This window comes from Nonomuraea terrae (genome assembly GCF_044465245.1).
Classification (GTDB): Bacteria; Actinomycetota; Actinomycetes; order Streptosporangiales; family Streptosporangiaceae; genus Nonomuraea; species Nonomuraea terrae.
This window is the reverse complement of sequence record NZ_JBITLL010000004.1, coordinates 360,601-381,518: the sequence shown is the minus strand read 5'-3', so window position 1 is coordinate 381,518 and position 20,918 is coordinate 360,601. Positions and strand designations below refer to the sequence as shown.

The following is a 20,918-nucleotide window of genomic DNA, read 5'->3' as shown; positions in this document are numbered from 1 at the left end:
GTCAGGACACCAGGCGGCCTTCCGCCAGCCGCAGCCGGCGCTCCACCCCGATCTCGGTCAGGAACCGCTCGTCGTGGCTGACCACCACGAACGCCCCCCGGTACGCGCCGAGCGCGCTCTCCAGCTGGCCGACGCTGACCAGGTCGAGATTGTTGGTGGGCTCGTCCAGCAGCAGGAGCTGCGGGGCGGGCTCGGCGCACAGGACGCAGGCGAGTGTGGCCCGTAGCAGCTCGCCGCCGGACAGCACCCCCACCGGCAGGTGGGCGCGCGAGCCGCGGAACAGGAAACGGGCGAGCAGGTTCATCCGGTCGGCCTGGAGCATCCCGGGGGCGAAGGCGGCGAAGTTCTCCGCCACCGTGCGGTCGGGGTCGAGCAGGTCGAGCCGTTGCGACAGGTACGCCACGCGGCCCTCGGCCCGCCTGACCAGGCCGCCCTCCGGCTCCAGGTCGCCGCTGACCAGGCGCAGCAGGGTGGACTTGCCGGCGCCGTTGGGCCCGGTCAGCGCGATCCGCTCGGGGCCGCGGATCGTCAGGTCGAGGCCCGGCTCGGCGAACAGGCCGCGCGCCCGCAGGCCCTCGCCGGCGAAGAGCGTGCGCCCGGCCGGGACGTCGGTGCCGGGCAGCTCCAGCACGAGCTTCTGGTCGTCGCGCAGCGCGCGCCCGGCCTCGTCGAGGCGCGCCTGTGCGTCGCCCACCCGGGAGGCGTGCATCTGCCCGGCCCGGCCCGCCGACTCCTGGGCGCTGCGCTTCAGGCCCCCGGCGACGATCCGGGCCAGCCCGGCGTTCTTGAGGTTGCGGGCCGCGTTGCCGGCCCGGCGCTCGGCGCGCTCGCGGGCCTGCTGCATCTCCCGCTTCTCGCGCTTGAGCTCCTGCTCGGCGCTGCGCACGTTGCGCTCGGCGGCCTCCTGCTCGGCGCGCACGGCCTCCTCGTACGCGGTGAAGTTGCCGCCGTACCAGCGCAGCTCGCCCTGGTGCAGCTCGGCGATGCGGTCCATGCGGTCGAGCAGCTCCCGGTCGTGGCTGACCAGCAGCAGGCAGCCGTTCCAGTCGCCGAGCACGGCGTAGAGTCTGCGGCGCGCGTCGAGGTCGAGGTTGTTGGTGGGCTCGTCGAGCAGCAGCACGTCGGGCCGCTTGAGCAGCTGCGCGGCCAGCCCGAGTGAGACGACCTGGCCGCCGCTCAGCGTGCCGAGGCGGCGCTCGAACGCCACGTCGCCGAGGCCGAGCCGGTCGAGCTGGGCCTTGGTGCGCTCCTCGATGTCCCAGTCGTTGCCGATCACGGCGAAGTGCTCCTCGCTCGCGTCGCCGGACTCGATGGCGTCCAGCGCGGCGATCACGGGGGCGATCCCGAGCACCTCGGCCACGGTCAGATCACCGGTGAGCGGCAGGGTCTGCGGCAGGTAGCCGAGCACGCCGCCGACGGTGACGCTCCCGCCGGTGGGGGTGAGCTCGCCGGCGATCAGCCGGAGCAGCGTGCTCTTGCCCGTGCCGTTGGGGGCGACGAGCCCGGTACGGCCGGGGCCGGCGGTGAAGGACAGGTCGCCGAAGACGGGGGTGTCGTCGGGCCAGGAGAAGGACAGGGCGGAGCAGACGACGGACGCGTCGGACATGGGAGAGACCTCGTACGGAAAAGCGCGGACGCGCCACGGGCGCCCGGCGGGTGGACAGGCATGAGAACGACGACGACACGGCCACGGGCGGCGGCGCTCCGATGCGCTCGCCGACGGCCGGTCAGGCTCCGGTATCACCCGGAGATGTCGTCGTCACCTGCCATGTCTGGTCTCCCTGGAACTCAGGTCACAAATTGCCCCAATACTTTAGCACCCCTGGAGTCAGGCTGTCTCCAGGGCCGCCGGAAGCGGGCCTGGAGACAGCATGCGCTCCATCATCGGCACGATGCCGGGCCGGAGGCTGAAGGCCGGGCACGTGGCGGGCGTCAGCGCAGCACCACGTCGAAGGCCATGGTGAAGAACGTGTCGAAGGCTGCCTGCGACCTGCCGGCGCGCGCCTCGATCAGGGTGCCCTCCCACGCGTTCAGCAGGAACCGGGCGGTCTCGTCCGGGTCCAGGCCGGGGCGTACGGAGCCGTCGCGGCGGGCCTCGGCCAGCGCCGCGGCGATCGCCTCCGACCAGGTGCGGAGTCCTTCGAGCACCGCGGCGCGGATCGCCTCGCTGTGGTCGGCCACGCCGGTGGCGAAGTTGCCCACCAGGCAGCCGCGCGTGAATCCGCGCTCGACGGTCTCGTCACGCAGGAACTCGAAGTGCCGGCGGATCCGGTCGAGCGGCGGCAGGGAGGTGTCGCCGAGGATGTCGAAGCGCCGCCCGGCGCCGTAGCGCCGCAGCGCCTCGACGGCGGCCTCCTCCTTGCTGGCGAAATGGTTGTAGAAGGAGCCTTTCGGGGCCCCGGCCGCGTCGGCGATCTCCTGGATGCCGGTCCCGTGGAACCCGCGGGTGTGGAACACCTCCACCGCGGACGCGAGCAGGTCCGCACGCTTGGACGCCTTGGGCACGTCGCCTCCCCGTTCAATATGACCGGACGTCTTACTTGATGAGACTACCTGGCGCGTACGGGGAGGCGACCCCTACGCGCACCTGCCGGACAGCCAGGCGCGGTAGTCCTTCGTGTAGTTCGTCATGACGCTCGCCGGGTTCTGGCCGAGCACGGACTGCCACTGGGCCGTGTTGCCGGTCCACGACGGAGGCGGCTCCTCCCAGGCCACGCTGTCGGTCCAGCGGGCGGCCGACCCCTTCAGCAGCCCCGGGTGCCGCTTGGCGAGCTCGCCCTGGATCCACGTGTCCTTGGAGTAGAGCAGGATCCGCTGCGCGCCCTGGCGTTCCTTGACCGGGTCGGAGATCTCCCGCCAGCCGCTCGCCGCGTGCGCCGAGTCCGACAGGACGTTCCTGGCCTCCGGCTTGATCTCCAGCAGGGCGACCAGCCCGCGCGAGCGCACGTGGTCGAGCCACTGCCGCAGCGTGTAGACCCCTTCACCCTGGTACGGGCCTCGCGCGACGCTCCGGTCCCGCAGGTTGTCGGACCCGGCGGCCCACCACAGGTCGGTGATCGCGCGGTTCACCCCCGTCAGGCCGTTGGTGGTGGTGTTGTGCCACATCACCGCCTTGGTGCCCTCCCTGGTCAGCTGGACGTCGCCCTCCACCCCGTCGGCGCCCCACGCCTGCTGGTCGTTCACGCCGCGCGGATGGTTGGGCTGGCGGATCTGGTCCCGGGTCCAGGGGTTCGCGCCGGTGGGATAGCCGCCGTGCCCGAAGACCAGGGGACAGGCGGGCAGCCGGGCGGTCGTACCGGCCGGCGCGATGGCGACCGCCGTGGTCACCGACACGAGAAGCAGCTTGACGGTCATCACGGGACCCCGTCCTGATCAGGCGACGATGCGTGATCAGCGTAGGCGGACTCCCGATGGTGATCAATTGGTTCGCGTCACGGGCACTGGCTGCGCGGCCGGGACAGATGGGTGACCAGGCGGTCGAGGACCGCACGGTCGGAGGGAAGCGAGAAGTGGTCGACGCCCGGGTTGTCGGTGAGCGAGAAGCGGTGGCAGGGCATCGCGCGCCAGACCTGGACGGCGTCGTTGGTGACGTCCTCCTGGTTGCCGTCGCCGTCGCGGGTGACGAACGTGCCCTTGCCGACGACCTGGCCGGTGGTCAGGTCGCGCAGCCGCGCCCCGACGGGCGTCGGCAGGCCGGAGCCCTTCTCGGCGTACACGTCCACGCCCGGGAACGCCTCCTTGCCGGCGAACTTCACGAAGCCGACGTAGTGGGCGGCGATCTGCCGGGCGGCCGGCAGGTTCGCGTCGGCGAGCAGGCGGCGGTGGTCGCGCGGGGTGTAGGCACGGCCCGCCGAGGCGTCGCGGACGACCACCTCGCGGTCGCCGAAGATCGCCGGGTCGGCGGCGCTCATGTACGTCGAGGGCGCGCTCTGGTACATCCGCGCACTGCTGACGGCGTTCCGCCTCGTCGTGGGGTAGCCGAAGTCCTGGATGTTCAGGCCGGTGAACAGCACCGGGTAGAGCAGGCCCTGGCCGGGGAAGTTGCCGGCGATCGGGGTGAAGCCGTGGATGTACTTCTCGCGCCACGCCGGCTTGGAATGCGTGAGCAGGTACTGCGCGTACAGCGGGCCGTTGGAGTGGCCGACCAGATGCACCGGACGGTCGCCGTTCTCGCGGTAGGCGTCCTCGATGAGCTTGCGGGTGCGCCGCAGGAACCCGCCCATGTCGGGGGTGAGCCTGGAGTCGTAGCCGGCGACCCGGATGTCCTTGTCGCGGACGTATCCAGCGGCCTCCAGCCGGCGGTACATCGGCTCGTAGAACGGCGCGCTCGCGGTGCGGCCGTACGCCATGATCCGGACGTCGACGCCTTCCTGCTCGGAGAAGCGGCCCCGCATGGGCAGCGACGATCCGGCGTCGTAGCGCAGCGTCATGAGCCGGTCCTGACAGACCTGGCTGAAGACGGCGCTCGGCCGGTCGTTGCGGTACCAGTCCTCGAACGTGCCCGACCGCGGGCACCTCGGGAACGCCGTCTGGTCGCGTACGGTCACCCGCAGCTTGGTCAGGTGGAAGGCCGGAAAGAGCACGACCGGGGTGCGGGGTCGCCCCGACGGGCTCGGGGGCGGCGCCGGCGACTGCACCTGCGCCTGCACCTGTGCCTGGGCCTGGGACGGTGGTGTCGGGGACAGCGTCACGGCCAGTGGGAACGGCAGCAGCGCCGTGAGCGTGCGCCGGATCCGGCTCTGTGCAGGCATGAGAAAACCCCCTCAGGCCCGGTCAACTACCCGGCGTGTCGCCGCCCCCGGCGAAATGTCACCAAAAATCTATACAAACCGGACGAAAGCCTCTAATCTGGGCATCGCTCCAGTGGGGGCCACCTGGAGCACCAAAACGTCGCGCCCTGGCCGCACGCCCCCGGCGGCCGGGGCGCGTCAATCTCCGGGATCACACAGGCAGCAGCGGTCGAAGCCGAACGGCCGATCGTGCGCCTCCCGCCAGATCCGCGCGCCGTGCGGGTCGTTGATGTCGACGAAACGGGCGACCACCAGCGCCACCACCGCCGCCGCGCCTCTGCCGTACAACGCCGAGGCGGCGCCCCGCACCCGCACCCCCGATCCGTACAGGTCGTCCACCAGCAGCACCCGCTCGTCGTCCACCCGGCCGCGCACCCGGAAGGCGGCACGGGCGACGGGCTCCAGCAGCAGCGGCCGGTACCGGGGGACGAGCGCGCCCACCTGGCCGACCACCCGCTGCATCAGGTCGAACGCCTCGATCGGCCGTTCGGCGCGGGTGTCGGGGATCGTGGCGACCACGGTGAACGGGCCGCCGGCGGGCTCTTCGAGGCAGGCGGCGTGCGCGCGGAGGAAGCGCGCGACGGTGGCGGCCAGGAACCCCGCCCGGCTGCGCCGGCCCCCGGCGCCGGACGGATCGCGCTCGCGGACGAGGACGTCGTACAGCTGGGTGTCGCGTGCCGTCAGCGAGATCGGCACGACGTGCTCGGTGGAGGCGTACAGGCCGTGCGCGGCGCGCCGGCAGCCGGCGCAGGTCTCGTGCGGCGGGTCGGCCGCGCCGGTGCGGCAGATCGTGCACATGCCCGGCCGCGCCGCCGGCACCCGGACGTACAGCGGCAGGAACTCTCGGGTGAGCGCCTCGGCGTCACCCATGATCAGCGGTTGTGAGCAGGAGGAGGCACATCTACGAGAGTGACCGCCCGCTTGGCCAGGTCGTCAGTGTCCTCGACGGCAGTCATGCCTCCCCGCGCCCCCATCGCCGCGGCCCACTCCGGCACCCGCGCGGGCGTGAACACCTGCTTGCCGGTCGCCAGCGCCCGCGCCACGTGAGCCGCGGCGACCCCGTCAGGGTCACCGTCGGCAACGTAGAGCGAGTCGGCCAACCCGCAGGTCACCGCGGGTACGGCGGCGGGCCCGTCCGAGGCGTCGCCGAGAACGCGGAGCGGGTCGGCCGGCCCGCCCGGGATGTCGGCCGGCCCGCGGGTCACTGCGCGGGAGGCAGGGACGGCGTCGGGCCAGAACGGCGATATCACCGCGCCCATGTCGGCGATCAGCGCGGCCAGGGCGCCGTGCGCTCCTGTCGTGGACGGCTCGGCGATGCCGCCGTCGAGCACCGCGAGCGTACGGCCGCCCGCGGCGAGCGCGGCCTCGTGGACGGCGGCGTCGAGGCGGGTGCGCAGCGGCGCCACGACCGTCAGCCCCGCCTCGGCCAGCGCCCGCGCAGCCTCGGCCGCCCCCGCCACGTCGCGCTCGCCGACCACGGCGACCGCCCGTTGGTCCGCGCGCCGCAGCTCGCCACGGAACCACAGGAACGGCCGGCGGTCGTAAGCCCAGGCCAGGTTGCCGGGGTAGGCGTCGTCGAGCACGGTGACGAGCCGCACGCCGGCGGCGAGCATGGCGGCGATGAGCTCACGCCCCCAGGCGAGATCGGCCGGCCGGATGCGGGCGGCGAGTGCGGCGGCGTGCGCCCGGTCGGCGGCGTCGCGGCTCGTGCCGCCGCCCCGCAGCAGCGCCAGAGCGCCGCCGGCGTCGAGGACGACCCGCGCGGTGTGGAACCAGGGCCGGTCGCGGGTGGCCCTGGTGAGGGCGAGGACGGCGGCTCGCTCGTCGGTCGTGGTCACGCTCACCACCTCCGGTTCGCTCCGAACGTACGCGCCGCCACTGACGAACTCGGCGACGATCCGCCCATCGTGCCGGGATCGGGCGGACGGCACGCCGTGGTCGTCATGCCGCTTCGGACTTTGACAGCCCGGCGATCAAGGACGGCATGAGACCACAAGTGCGGGCGTTCGTCGCCGAAGGACCGCTTCCCGCCGAGGACGCCGAAGAAGCCGAGATCGCCCCGTGCGACACCCGGCTCAGGGCGATCCCCTGCCGGTGACCGGGGAGGAGACGAAGGCGCCGGCCGCGCGCTTCGGCTGGTCCCTCCCGCCTCATCGAAACGGGTAATTGGGACCCGGATGGTGTAAACCTGAGGCGCCATTGGAACGTCCCACAACACCTCCCTCCTATCTGGAGCCACGCCATGGGCTATCCGCCGCAACCGCAAGACCCGTACGGTCAGCACCAACCGCAGCAGCCCTACGGGTATGGCGGCCACCCGCAGTACGGATACGGCCCGCAGCCTCCCACCTCCCCGCCTCCGCCCCAGCGCAACACCGGCCTGATCCTGCTGCTCGCGATCGGCCTTCCGCTGCTGCTCCTGGGCGGATGCGGAGCCGTCGTGCTGGCGCTGGCGGACTCCGGCAGGGAGACGGTGGTGGAGGCGGACCCGCCGAACCTGGTCATGCCGTCCGGCCGGCCGGAGACCGCCGCGCCCCCGGCTGACGACGTGGCGACGGACCAGCCGGCCGACGACGTGGCGAGGGACCAGCCGGCCACGGCAGCGGTGGGCGGCGCCCTCACGCTGACGGGGAACGACCCTGGGCTGGAGATGACGGTGACCGTCATCAGGCTGGTGGACCCGGCGACGGCCGGCCAGTTCTCCCGGCCGGAGGCGGGGAAGAAGCTCGTCGCCGTCGAGCTCACACTGGAGAACTCCGGTCAGACGGTGTACGACGACTCTCCCACGAACGGGGCGGTGCTGATCGACGGGGAAGGTCAGCAGTACCGCTCCACGGTGCGGGACGTGCAGGAGGGGCAGTCGTTCGGGGGCTCCGCGACGATCAACATGGGAGACGTCCGCAAGGGTGTGATCGTGTTCGAGGTGCCGGAGTCGGCGCAGGCGGCGAAGTTCCAGTTCGCGTTGAACAGCGGGTTCGCCGATCAGACGGGCGAGTGGACGCTTGGCTGACGCCGGAGGGTCTCCGCTCGGCTCCTGACGTCCGTGCCGTCGTGCACGAGGAGCGTCAATATGGGTTGACGCTTCTGGGTTCGTCAACGTAAGTTGACGTCATGCACGATGACACGCGGCTGATTCCCGTGGGTGAACGCAAGCTGTGCGTACGGATGCGCGGCGACGGCCCGACCCTCGTCCTCGACTGCGGCGGCGCCGGGCAGGGAACGGACGACGCCTGGGGGAGCGGGCTGGAGGGCCGGCTGGCCGGGCTGACCACCCTGGTGACGTACGACCGGGCGGGTGTCGGGCGGTCCGGCGGGCCGGCCGCGGAGAGTGTCGCCGAGATGGCCGACGACCTCCACCACCTGCTGCACGGGCTCGGCGTGCCGCTGCCCGCGGTGTTCGCGGGGTGGTCCTTCGGGGCGCTGGTCGTCCAGGTGCTCGCTCTGCGGCACCCCCATGACGTGGCGGGGCTGGTCTTCGTCGATCCCACGGTGAGCGGGGAGCCGCCGGGGTCGGCGGTGGTGCGTACGGTGTCGTTCGCGGTGGCCGTGCGGCTGCTCCGCCTCCGCGCGCTGCTGCCCACCGCGAACGCCCGGCAGTTCCGCGAGCTCGCCGGCCTCCTGGCGGGTCTGCCGCGCCACATGCGCGAGGTCCAGACCGCCTTGGAGGCCGGTACGTTCCCGCCCGTCCCGCTCCGGGTGATCACCGCCGGCGTACGCCCCCGCATGCCCCGCGCCCAGCTCGCGTACCTGGAGACCGGCCACCGCGCGCTCGCCGCCCGATCTCCCCACGGACGCTCGCTCATCGCCGGCCACGCCACCCACCAGATCCCGCACGACCAGCCCGACATCGTCGTCAAGGCAGTGCAGGACGTCCTCCACCATCCGCGCTGACGCCCGACCACGTGCGCGCCGCTCCGCCGACCCGAGCGGCGGGCTTCGGTACGGGGCGGAGGCGCAGCGCGTCGGGGTGGGGGGAGGGTTAGGATCACGGGCGTCGGCTCGGCCGATCGTGGCATCCGAATCCGTTTCGCCGCTCCGGCGGCCCTCATGAGACGAGAGCCGGTATGAACGTCACCCCCGCCCGGTTACGCTTCCTCGCCGACCGCGCCGGAGCCCTCGCGGACGAAGTCCGGGCGCTGTGCGAGGGCGTCGCCGTGGACGCGCCCGAACGTGACCCGCTCGCCGCGGCCGTCGAGGCCGCCGGGTGGCTCGACCGGGGGAGCGAGGACCTCCGGCGCGCCGCCGGAGACCTCGACCGGCTCTGGGCCGTACGCGAGTGCGGCATGCCATGGGGCGTCTGCCCCGAGCACGGCAGGACCCTGTCGTCCAGCGCCGGCGCCTCCACCTGCCGGGTGTGCCGGCGCACGTGGGACCACGACCGGCTCACCAAGCCCTGCGCGGAGCCGGTGACGTGGAAGGTGACCGACGAGGCCGGGACGGTGACGATGATGTGCGACGGCCACGTCCTGGGCGCCCACGCCGTCCTGCGGGGCGCCACCTTCACCCGCCTCGCCACACGGTGAGCCTCCCGTCGATCGGTGGGCGCAGCTCCCATGGCCGGATGCGAACGATGATCGTGACCGGTGAGGCCGAGCCTGTGGCCGGCGCCGGAGTGCCCGCGGGCTTCGCCGGCCCGTGGCCGGGCGAACGGAGGCGCGGCAGGCGCCCGTTCGAGGCGTGACCGAACCGCGCCTCAGACGCGGCGCGCCACCGGCTGCCTCAGTATCGTCCTGGGCTCAGGATCGGTGAAGTCGGTCAGGTAGATCTCGTGGTGCAGCCCGTTGCGCACGAGGCCGTGCTCGGCCATGAACGCCTCCATCACGTCGAGCGACGCCTGCTCCTCGCTGTAGGGGCCCTCGTGGAGCAACTCCACGCACTCGCCCTCGGTGAAGGAGACCACCTGGACGCGGTCGACGGCCGCGCCGGACGCGCGCGCCTGCTCGCGCGCCGCCTCGGCCACTCCCAGCTCGGGCACGTCGGGCAACGGCAGCAGCAGATGCCACCGCCACTGATCGCGCGGCACCTCCAGCGGCGGCCGAGAGGTGTCCTCCACCCACCAACGGCCCTCCAGCGGCCCTGCGGGGCCTCCCATGGCGGAGGCCACGGCATACAGGGCGCCGATGGCCGAGACGTGCTCGGCGCCGCCGGGCTCGCCCATGCCGGTGACGTTGAGGCAGGTGACGGGGGCGCAGTGGACCAAACGCGGTGTCATGGCTCCTCCAAAGGAATCATCAGGTGGGTGATCAGCCGGTCGGGCGGGGTGGTCCCCGGGTCGGACACGTACACCTCGCGGATCGGGCCGCGGACGGGATGGCGACGCTCGGCGCACCAGGACAGCAGCGCGTGCGCGGTCAGCCCGATCTGGTCGTAGGGGCCGACGTGGGTGGCGCGGGCGAACCGGCCGCCTGACAGCATGTCGAGCTCGGCCCCGTCCACCGGCTCATCGCTGACCAGAGCGACGGTGACGGTGACGGGCTCGCCGAGGTCGAGCGGGAACAGGCCGATGAGCTCCGGGGCGGTGGCCGACGACGCGGCCAGCAGCCTGGTGATGGCAGCCGAGGTGGCCTTGCCGATGTCTGACGGGTCCGCCGCCGTCGCCGCGGCTGTCGCAACGCGCCTCGCCGGTTCTGTGACCAGCGTGACGGGAGCGGACGGCAGACCCTCCGCCATGACGCGCTCCAGGGCGGCCAGCGTCGATCGGCGCTTGGCCAGCTCGGCTTCCAACCGCTCGTGCACCCCCACCAGGGCGCCGAGCGTGTCGGAGAGCACCTGCGCGATGACGGCGAGCGGGACGTCGAGCGAGCGCAGCAACCCGATCGACAGCGCATCGCGTGCCTGCTCGTGCCGGTAGTAGCGGTACCCGGTGTGCTCGTCCACGTACGCGGGCACCAGCAGCCCGAGCTCGGCGTAGTGGCGTAACTGTTTGACGCTCAGCCGACTGAGCCTGGCGAACCGCCCGATCGGCAGCAGCTCCTCGTCCATGCCCCCAGCATGGGGTCTCCCTCTGTGGGAGAGTCCAGCCGAGCGTCTCGGTCGGCGGGAACCGAAGGCCCCGTGCCGGCCTCGACCAGCCCGATCAGCCCTTCACAGCCTCCCGCCTCCTCGGCAAGAGGATCGCCACCTCGCCGTTGGCCCTGAGCTCCGCGAGCGCAGCAGGCCGGCGTCCCGATGCCATGATCGCGGCCGTCACAGGGGAGCGGTCCACCATTCCGAGGCGATGGAGAGGCCGGCCTGGCGTAGGGCTTCGCGTTTCGGGGTGTCGGCGTTGCCGCAGACCACGACGACCTGCGCCGCGCCGCGCCGGCGGGCCTCGTCCACGACGGCGTGGAGCAGGGCGGTGCCGGTCGTGGGCCAGTCGCGGTCGTCCACGACGGCGTAGTCGTCCAGCGTGCACGTCGGCCCGCCGGGGTCGTACACCGGGGGAGAGCGGACGAGGGAGGCGATCGCGAACCCGGCGAAGCGCGAGTCTCGCTCGGCCACCCGGCAGACGGCGTCGGGATCGCGCACCAGCGTGGCGAGGAAGGCGGCGTGCCGTGCCTCGGCGTCGGGCGCGCGCCGCCAGAAGACCGGCTGGTGCAGCTCGTACGCCTGCCGGCGACGCGCCATGAGAGCGGCGATCGCCGCCACGTCGCCGGGCACGGCGGCCCGGATGTCGATCACGGCCCCACTCCAGGCGGCGTGCCGCTCACGGCGGCCGCCTCGCTCGCCCGAGCCGACGGCCAGGCGAATCCGACCCGGATAAGGGCGAGCCGAAAAAAGCCATTATCGGCACGCCGAAAAATCGACGACCCCGACCTGCGCAGGGCGTTCCACCTGCGTGGATCTTCCTGCGCCTCCTGGCCGAAATGACAGTACGGGGTCATATCCACACCGAACGTGACTCTTGTCAGGCTGTTTTGTGTTTGTTAAAAGAGTTGTGGCGGTCGTATCGGCCGCCGTTCAGCAGCGTGAGGGAAGGACTCTCCTATTTCCGTCGCATGTCCCAGCGGCCATGGTCCTGTCCTGTTCGCTGCATATCCCCGCGGAGCGGGTGGCGTCCGTTCGTACGTCGCCCCCACCCGCGCGGTTCTGATTCCTGCAGAAATCCTGTGAATTCCCACGGCGGTGAAACGCGCTCACAAAGCCTGTTTCACCGTCGCGGACACGCGTGGAATTGAGGAGGCTGTTTTGTTGGGAAAGCGACGGGCAGCGGTCGTCCTGGCCGCTTTACTCGGGCTCACGATCACCGGCACGGCGACGGCTCACGCCGACCCCACGACGCCGGGAGGCCCGTGGGTCCAGGACTCGCAGCATGTGTCACTGGAGCGCCTGCACACCTACGACGAGCTCACCACCGCGTTGCAACGCCTGGAGCAGCGCTCCAAGGGCGCGATCGACGTCGAGTCGATCGGCAGGACGCACGAAGGCCGTGACATCTGGGCCGCGACGGTCGGCACCGGCCCGACCAAGCTGCTCTACATCACCCAGCAGCACGGCAACGAGCCCCTGGGCACGGAGGCCGCCCTGCAGCTGCTGCAGCGCATCGGCGGCAACCAGGCCGGGTGGACCCGCGACGTGCTCGACGACGTGACCCTGCGCATCATCGTGCGGGCGAACCCCGACGGCACCGAACGGTTCCAGCGGCAGAACGTCGACCCGGACTGCTCGGGCGCCTTCTGCCGGGCCGGCGTCGGGTTCGACATCAACCGCTACCACGACCCGGCGATGTCGCCGGAGGCCAACCCGGTGCCGGAGTCGGCCGCGATCCAGCGGATGGTGCGCTCGTGGCGTCCCGACATCACCGTCGACTACCACCACCAGGGCAGCTACCGCCAGCCTGACGGCTCCCTGGCGACCGCCTCCATCCTCTGGCCGACCAACACCGGGGTGGCGCCGGACGTCCTCACCGACAGCAAGCGGGTCGCCGCGCTGGTGTACACCTCGCTGGAGCAGTACGGCTTCGCCGACGTCAGCCGCTACCCCGGCGACGCGCTCCCGGGCATCGCGCGCAACTCCTTCGGCCTGCAGGGCAGCGCGAGCCTGCTGGTCGAGCTGCGCGGCGACCTCGGCCAGAAGTCCGGCGGCTACCTGATCCGCACGGCGTACGCCTCCATGACCTCCCTGCTCCAGGCCGCCGCGGACGGCAGCCTCGCCGCCGTCGACCCGGCGATCGCCGACACCATCCCCGACCGCGGCCCGTCGGTCGACCAGCACGAGGACGAGTGAGGGACGATGACGAACAGGAAGACGTACGCGGCTCTGGCGGCGGCCGCCCTGGTGGCCGCCACCCTGACGGCGGCCTCGCCCGCCGCCGCGCAGGCCGCCCCGCCCGCGAACGCGCACTGCGGCACCTCGACCGGCGACACCGGCGCCAACGCGTGGACCGACCACGCCGAGCTGCGCAGCGCGCTGGAAACCCTGGAGGCGCAGCGCTCGGACGTCCTCGACGTCAGCCAGATCGGCACCTCGAACCAGGGGCGCGCGATCTGGGCGGCGCGCACCGGCACCGGTCCCAAGGTCGTGCTGATCACCAGTGAGATCCACGGCAACGAGAAGACCGGCACCGACGCCCTGCTCGCCCTGCTGCGCGACTTCACCGCGCCCACGCCGGAGGCGCGGCGGCTGCGTTCGCAGGTGACGCTCGTCGCGGTGCCCAAGATGAACCCCGACGCCGCCGAGCTCGACCGGCGCGGCAACGACCGCACGTGGGCCGAGGTCGTCGCGGACTTCCCGCAGCTGGCCTCCGCGCGGCCGGCGTGGAACTACTACACCCAGCCGCGGTCGGGCGACGACTACGCCTCGCGCCCTGGCTTCGACGTCAACCGGGACTACCACCCCGACCTCGACTACGTGCCGCGGCCCGAGGACTTCCCCGGGTCCTCCGCCCAGACCGGCTGGTACATCCATCCCGAGTCGCAGGCGGTCAGGGACCTGTACAAGTCGCTGAAGGGGGAGTTCGGCACCGTCGACACCTACATCGACCTGCACCACCAGGGCCCCTGCGACCTCGACGAGAGCGGCGAGAACCAGGTGACCATGTCGCTGTCGGGCAAGTTCATCGACATCGACAACCACCAGGAGTACGACCGCGGCTACCGGCTCGACTACTCCAAGCAGCTCACGCTCGCCGCGTACGACGCGCTGCAGACGCGCGGCGAGTCCCCGTTCGGGTCGCTGACCCTCTACCCGCAGGACATCGACCTGCCCGGCACGGGGCTCGGCTCGTTCGCGCTGAACGGCTCCGGCACCGTCCTGTTCGAGGTGCGGGGCCAGACCCAGACCTGGGGCGCCAAGCAGCGCGGCCAGCTCGTGCGGACGGTGGTGAACGGCCTCGACGGCATCATCGACGCCCTCGCGGCCGGCACGGTCGCCCAGATCGACCCCGCCCGCTACGACGACATCCCTGAGACCCAGTAGGACTGCGTTCCTACGGGCTCAGGGCCGTGGTGGTGACGCCCCGGTCGGCGCGACTCGACGGCCGCGCCGACCGGGACCGTCGCACCCGGTACGGGTTCGTGTGCTCCCCGCGGCTCCCCGTGCGCTACGCGGTGACCCGCCGGCGGCGAAGGACCAGCGACGCGGCGACCGCGGCGGCGGCCAGCAGCGCCACGGCGGTCAGCGGACCGCCGTAGCTCGGGTACGTCGTCTCGGACGCGACCGGCGCGAAGCCGTCCGAGGCGGCCCCGCCGTCGACGGCTCTCGCCGCGCTCACTCCGGCCGCCCCGGCCGCGCTCACTCCGGCGGCATCCGTGAGACCCGCCGCCTCCGTGCCGCCGGCTCCGGTGCTCCCCGCGCCGGCTCCCAAGCTCCCCGGCCCCGCACCGTCCTGGCCCGTGCTGCCCGGTGCCAGGCCGGTCGGGGTCGGGGTCGTCGCGTCGTCCCCACCGGTGCCGCCCGGGGCCGTGCTGGTCGGGACCGTGCTGGTCGAGGACGGGCTGGTCGAGGACGGGCTGGTCGAGGACGGGCTGGTCGAGGACGGGCTGGTCGGGGACGGAGACGCGTCCTGGCCCGAGGCGTTCGGGATGGGCGGGGCCGAGTCGAGCTTCTGCTCGGCGGCGTCCACCGACGCCTGGGTCACCTCCGGCGCCTCGCCCAGCTTGTCCTCCGGCAGCGGAGCCAGCTTGGCGCAGGCCGACGGGTAGCGGTCGCAGTAGCTCGTGGCGGTGCCGACGGTACGGTCGTTCAGCATCGCGTGACCGACGGCGCGGGCGAGCGTGTCGGTGGCGGCGTTGAAGACCTGGTTGAGCCGGCGGGAGTCGGCGGGGTTGTTCACCCGCAACGGGGTGCCGGTGCCGGTCGACATGGCGAAGATCGTGTCACCGTCGCCCAGCGTGTGGATCGGGCTGATCGCGCGGGCCAGCCCGTCGTGGGAGTTGCCCGCCATCCGCGCCGCCGCCGCCTTCTCCAGCGGGGCGTTCGTGGCCACCACGGCGATCGTGGTGTTCATCGGCAGGGCGTCCGTCTCGGCGTCGGCCCGGCACTCCTTCGCCTTCGGCGTCTGAAGCCCCCGGAACTCACCGGCCAGCTCGTACCGGGCGGCGAACAGCGAGCAGTCCCGAGGGTCCACCGGCGAACCGGCCGCGTTCACCACCACGATCGCCCCGACCACCACGCCGTCGTCGAGCACGACGCTGGCGGTGCCGACACCGCCCTTCAGGCCGCCGGCGCGGGCGCCCGCGCCCCCGCCGACGACGCCCTGCCGTACCGGCCCCTCCTCGGCGGCCTCGGCGGCCAGGTAACCCCAGGCGGGCGACGTACGGGCCTTGAAGTCGCCGCCCCGGCCGAGGTCGTAGATGTCGGCGGCGGGCACGATCGGCGCGACCCCGGACCCGACCGGGACGCCCTCCCCGCGCTCCTCCAGCCAGCGGATCACGCCGTCGGCGGCGGACAGGCCGTACATGCTGCTGCCGCCGAGCATCACCGCGTTCACGCCGGGGTTGGAGTTGAGCGGGTCGAGCAGGTCCGTCTCCTTCGTGGCGGGCGCGCCGCCGCGCTGGTCGACGCCGGTCACGGACATCCGCGGGGTGTAGACGACGGTGGTGCCGGTCAGGTACGGAGCGCGAGTGGACTGCACCTGCCCGACCTGGACGCCCGGCACGTCGGTGATCGCGTTGTTCCTGCCGGGCAGACCGGGGGTGTCGGCGGCGTGCGCGGGCGCGGACACGCCGGCCAGCGCCAGAGCGGCGGCGAGTAAGGGGACGAGGCGTGACTTCATGGATCCCTCATTCCGGTGGGGGTGCCGGGGCACGGCCGCGCCCCGAGCTCGGGTGGAGGTAGGAGGGTCAGTCGGCTGAGTGCACTGAGGCTACTGGTCAGACCAGTGCGAGGTAAAGATCCCCAATATGCCGAATGTCCCCCCGGGTCACCCGGTCCCGTCGAAGCGACGCCGTCACCTGGCGAGCACGTCGCAGGCGCGTTCGGCGACCATGAGGACGGGCAGGTTCGTGTTGCCGCGCGGGATGCGCCGCATCACGGAGGCGTCCACCACGCTGAGGTCCGACACGCCGAGCACCGCGCGGCCGGGCCCGGCGACGGCGTCCGGTCGGCGGGGTCGCCCGTCGCGCGCGTGCCGGCCGGATGGCAGATGCCGAGGGAGCGCCGCCGGACCGTCCTGGCCCGCCACCTGGGGGACGACGGTGTGACAGGCGACGGTGAGGTTCTTCGCCGGCGCACCTCGGCCGTCAGGTACGCCGGCACCCGGCTGGGCAGCGTGGCGCTCAGCGGCAACCCCGAGTGCCCGTCGCCGAGGTCGGCACGTCGTCCCACGCCCACCCGGTCGCGCCGGCGGCGGCCCAGTCGTCGTGGTCCTGCGGGAGTTCGCGCAGGGAGACCACGCCCATCAGGGCCGAGCTGCCGCCCATGACACGGGCCTGCGGGAAGCCGCCGAGCCGCCGGTCGTGGCGCGGGCCTGTGGGTGGCCGCCGAGCCGCCGGTCGTGGCGGGGGCCTGTGGGTGGTCGCCGGGTCGCCGCCCATGACGCGGGCCTGTGGGTAGCCGTCGGGTCGCCGGTCGTGGCGCGGGCCTGTGGGTAGCCGTCGGGTCGCCGCTCGTGGCGCGGGCCTGCGGGAAGCGGCCGGGTCGCCGGTCGTGGCGCAGGTGGCGGGCCGCCAGGCCCGGCCGTACGCCTCGTGGTAGGACGGCCGCGGGCACAGGTCGCTGACGTCGTCGGGGACCTGTGCCCGGCGGGATGTCCAGCCCAGCAGCGGGACGCGCGCGCCCCGCTGCGACAGCCGGTTCGCCAGGACGCGGCCCGCCGTCCCGGCGCCGACCACGACGACGTCGCGACCCCGCTCACCCTTACCGGCCGCGCCGTGGAGCATTACGGCGCGGCGACGACCGACTGACTCTGCCGGCCCAGACCGTCGATGCCGAGCTCCATGCGGTCGCCGGGCTGCAGGTAGACCAGCGGCGTGAGGCCCATGCCGACGCCCGCCGGGGTGCCGGTGTTGATCAGGTCACCGGGCTCGAGCACCATGAACTGGCTCAGATAGCGCACGACGTGGACGGGGTCGAAGAGCATGTGCTTGGTCGAGCCGCTCTGGCGCCGCACCCCGTTGACGTCGAGCCACATGTCGAGGTCGCCGACGTCGCCGATCTCGTCCGGCGTCACCAGCCACGGCCCGCACGGGTTGAACGTCTCGGCCGACTTGCCCTTGACCCACTGACCGCCGCGATGCAGCTGGAACGTGCGCTCGCTGACGTCGTTGACCAGCACGTAGCCCGCGATGGCGGCGCGCGCCTCCTCGTCGCTGCCGAGGTAGCGGGCTCTCTTGCCGATCACGACACCCAGCTCCACCTCCCAGTCGGTGGCCGTCGAGCCGCGCGGGATGTGCACGTCGTCGTCCGGCCCGACCAGCGTGTTCGGGGCCTTGGTGAAGATGATCGGCTCCTCCGGCGGCTGCTGGCCGGACTCGGCGGCGTGGTCGGCGTAGTTGAGCCCGACGCACAGGATCTGGTGCGGGCGGGCGATCGGCGCGCCCACGCGCTCGCCCGCGAAGCGGCGGACCGCGCCCGCGGCCACGCGCTCGCTCACGGTGGCCGCGAGAGCGTCCAGGCCGGAGGCGAAGAACGCGCCGTCGAAGTCGGGGACGACGTCCGAAACGTCGACGTAGCCGTCGGTGTCGATCGCGACGACCGGGCGCTCCGCGCCGGGGTCGCCGATGCGCATCAGTCGCATGAAAGCTCCAGGGGTGGTGTCGAAGGGAGGAGCCCCGCCGGGGGGACTCCTCCCGGAGAAAGGTCAGAGACCGGTGACCGGCCGGCCGGACTTGATGGACTCGTACGCCGCCTCCACGACCCGCATGGCGTAGACGGTGTCACCGGAGTCGATCAGCGGCGGCCGGCCCTCGACCAGCGACCGGACGTAGTCGGTGACCTCCGTGAGCACGGACTCGTAGTGCCAGCCGCCCGGGTGCCAGGCGTCGGGGCCGAACGGCACGCCCTCGACCGCCTCGCCCTGGAAGTCGTGCTGGCCGCGGAAGAGCTTGACGACCGGGTCGGCCATCTGGTCGACCAGGATGCCGCCCTCGGTGCCGAACAGCTCCAGGCGCTCGCTGTGCGGGACCTCGGAGACGGAGGTGAACCCGCACGAGAAGTGGGCGCCGCTCTTCAGCCGGCCGTACACCTCGGCGGTGTCCTCGATCTCGTTGTCGAGCGGGAAGACCTTCTTGGAGATGCCGGTCAGCTCGTCCACCTCGCCGAGCAGCCACTTGAGGAGGTAGAACGAGTGCGCGCCGGTGTCCATGACCAGGCCGCCGCCGAGCTCGTAGCGCGTGCGCCAGTAGCCCGGCAGCGACAGGTGGGCCTTCTCGTTCGAGCGCAGGTAGGTCCTGGCGTGGATGACCTCGCCGATCGCGCCCTCCTTCAGCAGGCGCTCCACCGCCTGGTAGGCCGCGATGTAGCGGGTGTTCTCCGCGACCATGAAGTGCACGCCCGCCTCGACGGCCCTGCGGTGGATGGCGACCGACTGCTCGTACGTCGGCGCGACGGGCTTCTCCAGGATCAGGTGCTTGCCGGCGTCCAGCACCGCCATGGCGGCGTCGTAGTGCAGGTGGTGCGGCAGGATCAGGTCCACCACGTCGACCGCGGGGTCGTTGATCAGGTCGTTGAGATCGGAGTACGTCTTCGCGCCGTGCTCGTCGGCGAACGCCGCTGCGGCCTTGGGGTCGACGTCACAGCCGGCCACAAGGTCCACGACGTCGGACATCCGCTGGTAGGCCGCGGCGTGGGTCTTCGAGATCAGCCCGAGGCCCGCGATGCCGACGCCCAGTTTGGACGCTGCCATGTCTTTCTCCTGTTTGCGAGGTGATGAAGGGGTGGCTCTAGCCCTTGAGAGAGCCGGCCAGGACGTCCGCCCCGTACCGGCGCTGGAGCACGTAGTAGATGATCATGACCGGCAGCGCCACCATGATCGCGGCCGCGCACGTGATCTGGTAGTTGCTGCCGTACTGCAGACCCACGAAGTAGTTGAGCGCCGCGGGAACCATCCGCAGCTCCGGCTGCGTGATCATGACGACCGCGAGCAGCAGGTTGTTCCAGGTCCAGATGAACAGGATGGTGGCCAGCGCGAAGATCGGCGAGGCGGCGGTGGGCACGATCACCCGCCACAGCGTGTGCCACCGGTTCGACCCGTCCGTCCGCGCCGCCTCCAGCAGTTCCTTGGGGAACGACTTGAAGAACGACGTCATCCAGAACGTGCCGAAGGCCATCGACCCGCCGATGCACGGCAGGATCATCGACCAGTAGGTGTCGGTGAGGTTCAACGTCCGGAACTGGTAGTACAGCGGGATGACCGTGGCCTCGTAAGGCACGATCAGGCCGAGGATGAACAGCGGGAAGAGCAGCTTCGCGCCGAAGAACTTCATCGTCCCGAACGCGTACCCGGTCAGGATCGAGAAGAAGACCGACACGACCACGACCGACACGGACACCAGGATGCTGTTGAGCAGCGACCGCCCGATGCCCGCGTCGGGGTTGTTCCAGGCGCTGAGGAAGCTGTCCAGCGACCATTCGCGCGGGATGGCCAGCCCGCTCACCGCCGCGTCCGGCGCGTTGAACGCGACCAGGGTCGTGGAGATGAACGGGTAGATCGCGAAAGCCGCGAAGAGCACGAGGACCACGTACGACATGGTCTGACTGCGGCGGGAAACCATCGTGTTACTCCGATCTCACGAGCCGGTTGACCAGGGCCACGCCGACGAAGATGACGATCGTGAGCAGCACCGCGATGGCGGCGCCCGGCCCGATCTGGCCGTTGATGAACACGTCTCGATACATCTGCAGCGACGGCGTGGTGGTGGCGTAGCCCGGCCCGCCCTGCGTCGCCATCAGCGGCAGGTCGAAGACCCGCAGGGCCAGGGTGAGGGTCATCACCAGCGACACCCGCAGCTCGTGGCGGATGCCGGGCAGCGTCACGGTGAAGAACTCCCGCACCGGCCCGGCGCCGTCCATGCGCGCCGCCTCGTACAGCTCCTTCTGGATGTGCTGGGTGCCCGAGAGCAGCATGACCACGACGAATCCGAACGTCGCCCACAGCCCCACGATCCCCAGCGCCGGCAGCGCCAGGTCGGCGTCGCCGAGGAACGGCCGCACGAACTCCTCGCCGAAGACGGCCCGGATGATCGCGTTCAGCGAGCCGTCCTGCGCGTAGAGCCAGCGCCACGCGATGGCGACGACCGCCAGGGCGATCGTGTACGGCAGGAAGAACACGAACCGGAAGAAACTCAGCCCCCGGATCTTCGTCCGCGCGATGACGCCCACGAGCAGCAGCGCCGCCGCGACCGGCAGCAGGCAGCTGAACAGGACGAACACCAGCGAGACCCGCAGTGACGTCCAGGTGTTCGGATTGGTCAGCACCTGGACGTAGTTGTCCAGCCCGACGAAGACCTGCGGCGACAGCCCGTCCCATTCGAGGAACGACAGCCGTACCGTGTCGGCGATCGGCACGAGGACGAACAGTCCGTAGAAGATGAATCCCGGCAGAATGAGCAGGTACGGCATCCCGCGGACTTCACCCCGCCGGAGCCGGCGGCCGGGCCGCCGCTGACTCGGCTTCGCCGCGGGGGCGTCTGTGGTGACCGTGACGGCCATGGTGCGATCTACTTCCCTAGGTGGCGCGGCCGGCGCGGTGCGTCCTTTCGCACCGCGCGG

The 20,918-nt window shown here is 72.0% G+C and carries 21 protein-coding genes; 5 read left to right on the top strand and 16 right to left on the bottom strand.

What is annotated here, in order from left to right; translation table 11 throughout:
- Position 1 precedes the first annotated feature (1 nt).
- The 6 genes from ACIBP6_RS20070 to ACIBP6_RS20045 form a co-directional block, all read right to left on the bottom strand.
- Entirely contained in the window at positions 2–1,606 is a 1,605-nt protein-coding gene (locus tag ACIBP6_RS20070; RefSeq protein ID WP_397054117.1) for an ABC-F family ATP-binding cassette domain-containing protein, read from the bottom strand.
- A gap of 326 nt (positions 1,607–1,932) precedes the next feature.
- Complete coding sequence (locus ACIBP6_RS20065; RefSeq protein ID WP_397054115.1) at positions 1,933–2,505, bottom strand: TetR/AcrR family transcriptional regulator; 573 nt, start codon at positions 2,503–2,505, stop codon at positions 1,933–1,935.
- Between the two features lie 72 nt (positions 2,506–2,577).
- The gene (locus ACIBP6_RS20060) at positions 2,578–3,354 is read right to left on the bottom strand and encodes a glycerophosphodiester phosphodiesterase (protein ID WP_397054113.1); all 777 of its coding nucleotides are present in this window, start codon (positions 3,352–3,354) and stop codon (positions 2,578–2,580) included.
- Between the two features lie 77 nt (positions 3,355–3,431).
- On the bottom strand, positions 3,432–4,751 hold the full coding sequence (locus tag ACIBP6_RS20055; RefSeq protein WP_397054111.1) for a lipase/acyltransferase domain-containing protein: 1,320 nt from the start codon (positions 4,749–4,751) through the stop codon (positions 3,432–3,434).
- A 177-nt stretch (positions 4,752–4,928) separates the two neighbouring features.
- Positions 4,929–5,660, bottom strand: coding sequence for a hypothetical protein (locus ACIBP6_RS20050; RefSeq protein ID WP_397054109.1), 732 nt, complete (start codon positions 5,658–5,660; stop codon positions 4,929–4,931).
- A gap of 2 nt (positions 5,661–5,662) precedes the next feature.
- A complete protein-coding gene (locus ACIBP6_RS20045; RefSeq protein ID WP_397054107.1) occupies positions 5,663–6,628 on the bottom strand; it encodes a DNA-processing protein DprA in 966 nt (321 codons plus the stop codon).
- Between the two features lie 404 nt (positions 6,629–7,032).
- On the opposite strand from ACIBP6_RS20045, the gene ACIBP6_RS20040 reads away from it, so the two are divergent.
- The 3 genes from ACIBP6_RS20040 to ACIBP6_RS20030 all read left to right on the top strand — a co-directional run bounded on the left by ACIBP6_RS20040 (position 7,033) and on the right by ACIBP6_RS20030 (position 9,313).
- Positions 7,033–7,800 carry a DUF4352 domain-containing protein gene (locus ACIBP6_RS20040; protein WP_397054105.1) on the top strand — a complete coding sequence of 256 codons (768 nt, stop codon included), beginning with the start codon at positions 7,033–7,035 and terminating at the stop codon, positions 7,798–7,800.
- Positions 7,801–7,901: 101 nt separating this feature from the next.
- Positions 7,902–8,681 (top strand): alpha/beta fold hydrolase, encoded by a 780-nt coding sequence (locus ACIBP6_RS20035; protein WP_397054104.1) that lies wholly within the window; start codon positions 7,902–7,904, stop codon positions 8,679–8,681.
- A 173-nt stretch (positions 8,682–8,854) separates the two neighbouring features.
- On the top strand, positions 8,855–9,313 hold the full coding sequence (locus ACIBP6_RS20030; RefSeq protein WP_397054102.1) for a hypothetical protein: 459 nt from the start codon (positions 8,855–8,857) through the stop codon (positions 9,311–9,313).
- Between the two features lie 170 nt (positions 9,314–9,483).
- Here the strand turns inward: ACIBP6_RS20030 and ACIBP6_RS20025 are convergent, their stop codons facing one another.
- The 3 genes from ACIBP6_RS20025 to ACIBP6_RS20015 all read right to left on the bottom strand — a co-directional run bounded on the left by ACIBP6_RS20025 (position 9,484) and on the right by ACIBP6_RS20015 (position 11,450).
- Positions 9,484–10,002, bottom strand: a complete 519-nt coding sequence (locus tag ACIBP6_RS20025; RefSeq protein ID WP_397054100.1) for a GyrI-like domain-containing protein — start codon at positions 10,000–10,002, stop codon at positions 9,484–9,486.
- A complete protein-coding gene (locus ACIBP6_RS20020; RefSeq protein WP_397054098.1) occupies positions 9,999–10,772 on the bottom strand; it encodes a MerR family transcriptional regulator in 774 nt (257 codons plus the stop codon). The genes ACIBP6_RS20025 and ACIBP6_RS20020 overlap by 4 nt, the downstream gene beginning before the upstream one ends.
- 204 nt (positions 10,773–10,976) lie before the next feature.
- Complete coding sequence (locus ACIBP6_RS20015) at positions 10,977–11,450, bottom strand: GNAT family N-acetyltransferase (protein WP_397054096.1); 474 nt, start codon at positions 11,448–11,450, stop codon at positions 10,977–10,979.
- Between the two features lie 507 nt (positions 11,451–11,957).
- Between ACIBP6_RS20015 and ACIBP6_RS20010 the strand changes: the two genes are divergently transcribed.
- Positions 11,958–12,995, top strand: coding sequence for a M14 family zinc carboxypeptidase (locus ACIBP6_RS20010; protein ID WP_397054094.1), 1,038 nt, complete (start codon positions 11,958–11,960; stop codon positions 12,993–12,995).
- Between the two features lie 6 nt (positions 12,996–13,001).
- On the top strand, positions 13,002–14,186 hold the full coding sequence (locus ACIBP6_RS20005; protein WP_397054092.1) for a M14 family zinc carboxypeptidase: 1,185 nt from the start codon (positions 13,002–13,004) through the stop codon (positions 14,184–14,186).
- A 124-nt stretch (positions 14,187–14,310) separates the two neighbouring features.
- Here ACIBP6_RS20005 and ACIBP6_RS20000 read toward each other — a convergent pair whose 3' ends face one another.
- From ACIBP6_RS20000 to ACIBP6_RS19970, 7 genes are all read right to left on the bottom strand, one after another.
- Complete coding sequence (locus ACIBP6_RS20000) at positions 14,311–15,984, bottom strand: P1 family peptidase (RefSeq protein ID WP_397054090.1); 1,674 nt, start codon at positions 15,982–15,984, stop codon at positions 14,311–14,313.
- Positions 15,985–16,158: 174 nt separating this feature from the next.
- A complete protein-coding gene (locus ACIBP6_RS19995) occupies positions 16,159–16,392 on the bottom strand; it encodes a GMC oxidoreductase (RefSeq protein ID WP_397054088.1) in 234 nt (77 codons plus the stop codon).
- A 94-nt stretch (positions 16,393–16,486) separates the two neighbouring features.
- Entirely contained in the window at positions 16,487–17,089 is a 603-nt protein-coding gene (locus ACIBP6_RS19990; protein WP_397054086.1) for a GMC family oxidoreductase N-terminal domain-containing protein, read from the bottom strand.
- Entirely contained in the window at positions 17,089–17,946 is an 858-nt protein-coding gene (locus ACIBP6_RS19985) for a fumarylacetoacetate hydrolase family protein (RefSeq protein WP_397054084.1), read from the bottom strand. The genes ACIBP6_RS19990 and ACIBP6_RS19985 overlap by 1 nt, the downstream gene beginning before the upstream one ends.
- Before the next feature lie 63 nt (positions 17,947–18,009).
- Positions 18,010–19,053: a Gfo/Idh/MocA family protein gene (locus ACIBP6_RS19980; protein WP_397054082.1), complete on the bottom strand. Its 1,044-nt coding sequence runs from the start codon at positions 19,051–19,053 to the stop codon at positions 18,010–18,012.
- Positions 19,054–19,090: 37 nt separating this feature from the next.
- Positions 19,091–19,897, bottom strand: a complete 807-nt coding sequence (locus tag ACIBP6_RS19975) for a carbohydrate ABC transporter permease (RefSeq protein WP_397054080.1) — start codon at positions 19,895–19,897, stop codon at positions 19,091–19,093.
- A gap of 28 nt (positions 19,898–19,925) precedes the next feature.
- On the bottom strand, positions 19,926–20,768 hold the full coding sequence (locus ACIBP6_RS19970) for a carbohydrate ABC transporter permease (RefSeq protein WP_397054078.1): 843 nt from the start codon (positions 20,766–20,768) through the stop codon (positions 19,926–19,928).
- Between the last annotated feature and the right edge of the window lie 150 nt (positions 20,769–20,918).

Coding starts and splice junctions, on each gene's coding strand:
- ACIBP6_RS19990 (WP_397054086.1), bottom strand. CDS start 17,089: ATGCTCCACGGCGCGGCCGGTAAGGGTGAGCGGGGTCGCGACGTCGTC.
- ACIBP6_RS20055 (WP_397054111.1), bottom strand. CDS start 4,751: ATGCCTGCACAGAGCCGGATCCGGCGCACGCTCACGGCGCTGCTGCCG.
- ACIBP6_RS19980 (WP_397054082.1), bottom strand. CDS start 19,053: ATGGCAGCGTCCAAACTGGGCGTCGGCATCGCGGGCCTCGGGCTGATC.
- ACIBP6_RS20030 (WP_397054102.1), top strand. CDS start 8,855: ATGAACGTCACCCCCGCCCGGTTACGCTTCCTCGCCGACCGCGCCGGA.
- ACIBP6_RS19985 (WP_397054084.1), bottom strand. CDS start 17,946: ATGCGACTGATGCGCATCGGCGACCCCGGCGCGGAGCGCCCGGTCGTC.
- ACIBP6_RS20050 (WP_397054109.1), bottom strand. CDS start 5,660: ATGGGTGACGCCGAGGCGCTCACCCGAGAGTTCCTGCCGCTGTACGTC.
- ACIBP6_RS20060 (WP_397054113.1), bottom strand. CDS start 3,354: ATGACCGTCAAGCTGCTTCTCGTGTCGGTGACCACGGCGGTCGCCATC.
- ACIBP6_RS20020 (WP_397054098.1), bottom strand. CDS start 10,772: ATGGACGAGGAGCTGCTGCCGATCGGGCGGTTCGCCAGGCTCAGTCGG.
- ACIBP6_RS19970 (WP_397054078.1), bottom strand. CDS start 20,768: ATGCCGTACCTGCTCATTCTGCCGGGATTCATCTTCTACGGACTGTTC.
- ACIBP6_RS20025 (WP_397054100.1), bottom strand. CDS start 10,002: ATGACACCGCGTTTGGTCCACTGCGCCCCCGTCACCTGCCTCAACGTC.
- ACIBP6_RS19975 (WP_397054080.1), bottom strand. CDS start 19,897: ATGTCGTACGTGGTCCTCGTGCTCTTCGCGGCTTTCGCGATCTACCCG.
- ACIBP6_RS20035 (WP_397054104.1), top strand. CDS start 7,902: ATGCACGATGACACGCGGCTGATTCCCGTGGGTGAACGCAAGCTGTGC.
- ACIBP6_RS20000 (WP_397054090.1), bottom strand. CDS start 15,984: ATGAAGTCACGCCTCGTCCCCTTACTCGCCGCCGCTCTGGCGCTGGCC.
- ACIBP6_RS20070 (WP_397054117.1), bottom strand. CDS start 1,606: ATGTCCGACGCGTCCGTCGTCTGCTCCGCCCTGTCCTTCTCCTGGCCC.
- ACIBP6_RS20005 (WP_397054092.1), top strand. CDS start 13,002: ATGACGAACAGGAAGACGTACGCGGCTCTGGCGGCGGCCGCCCTGGTG.
- ACIBP6_RS20040 (WP_397054105.1), top strand. CDS start 7,033: ATGGGCTATCCGCCGCAACCGCAAGACCCGTACGGTCAGCACCAACCG.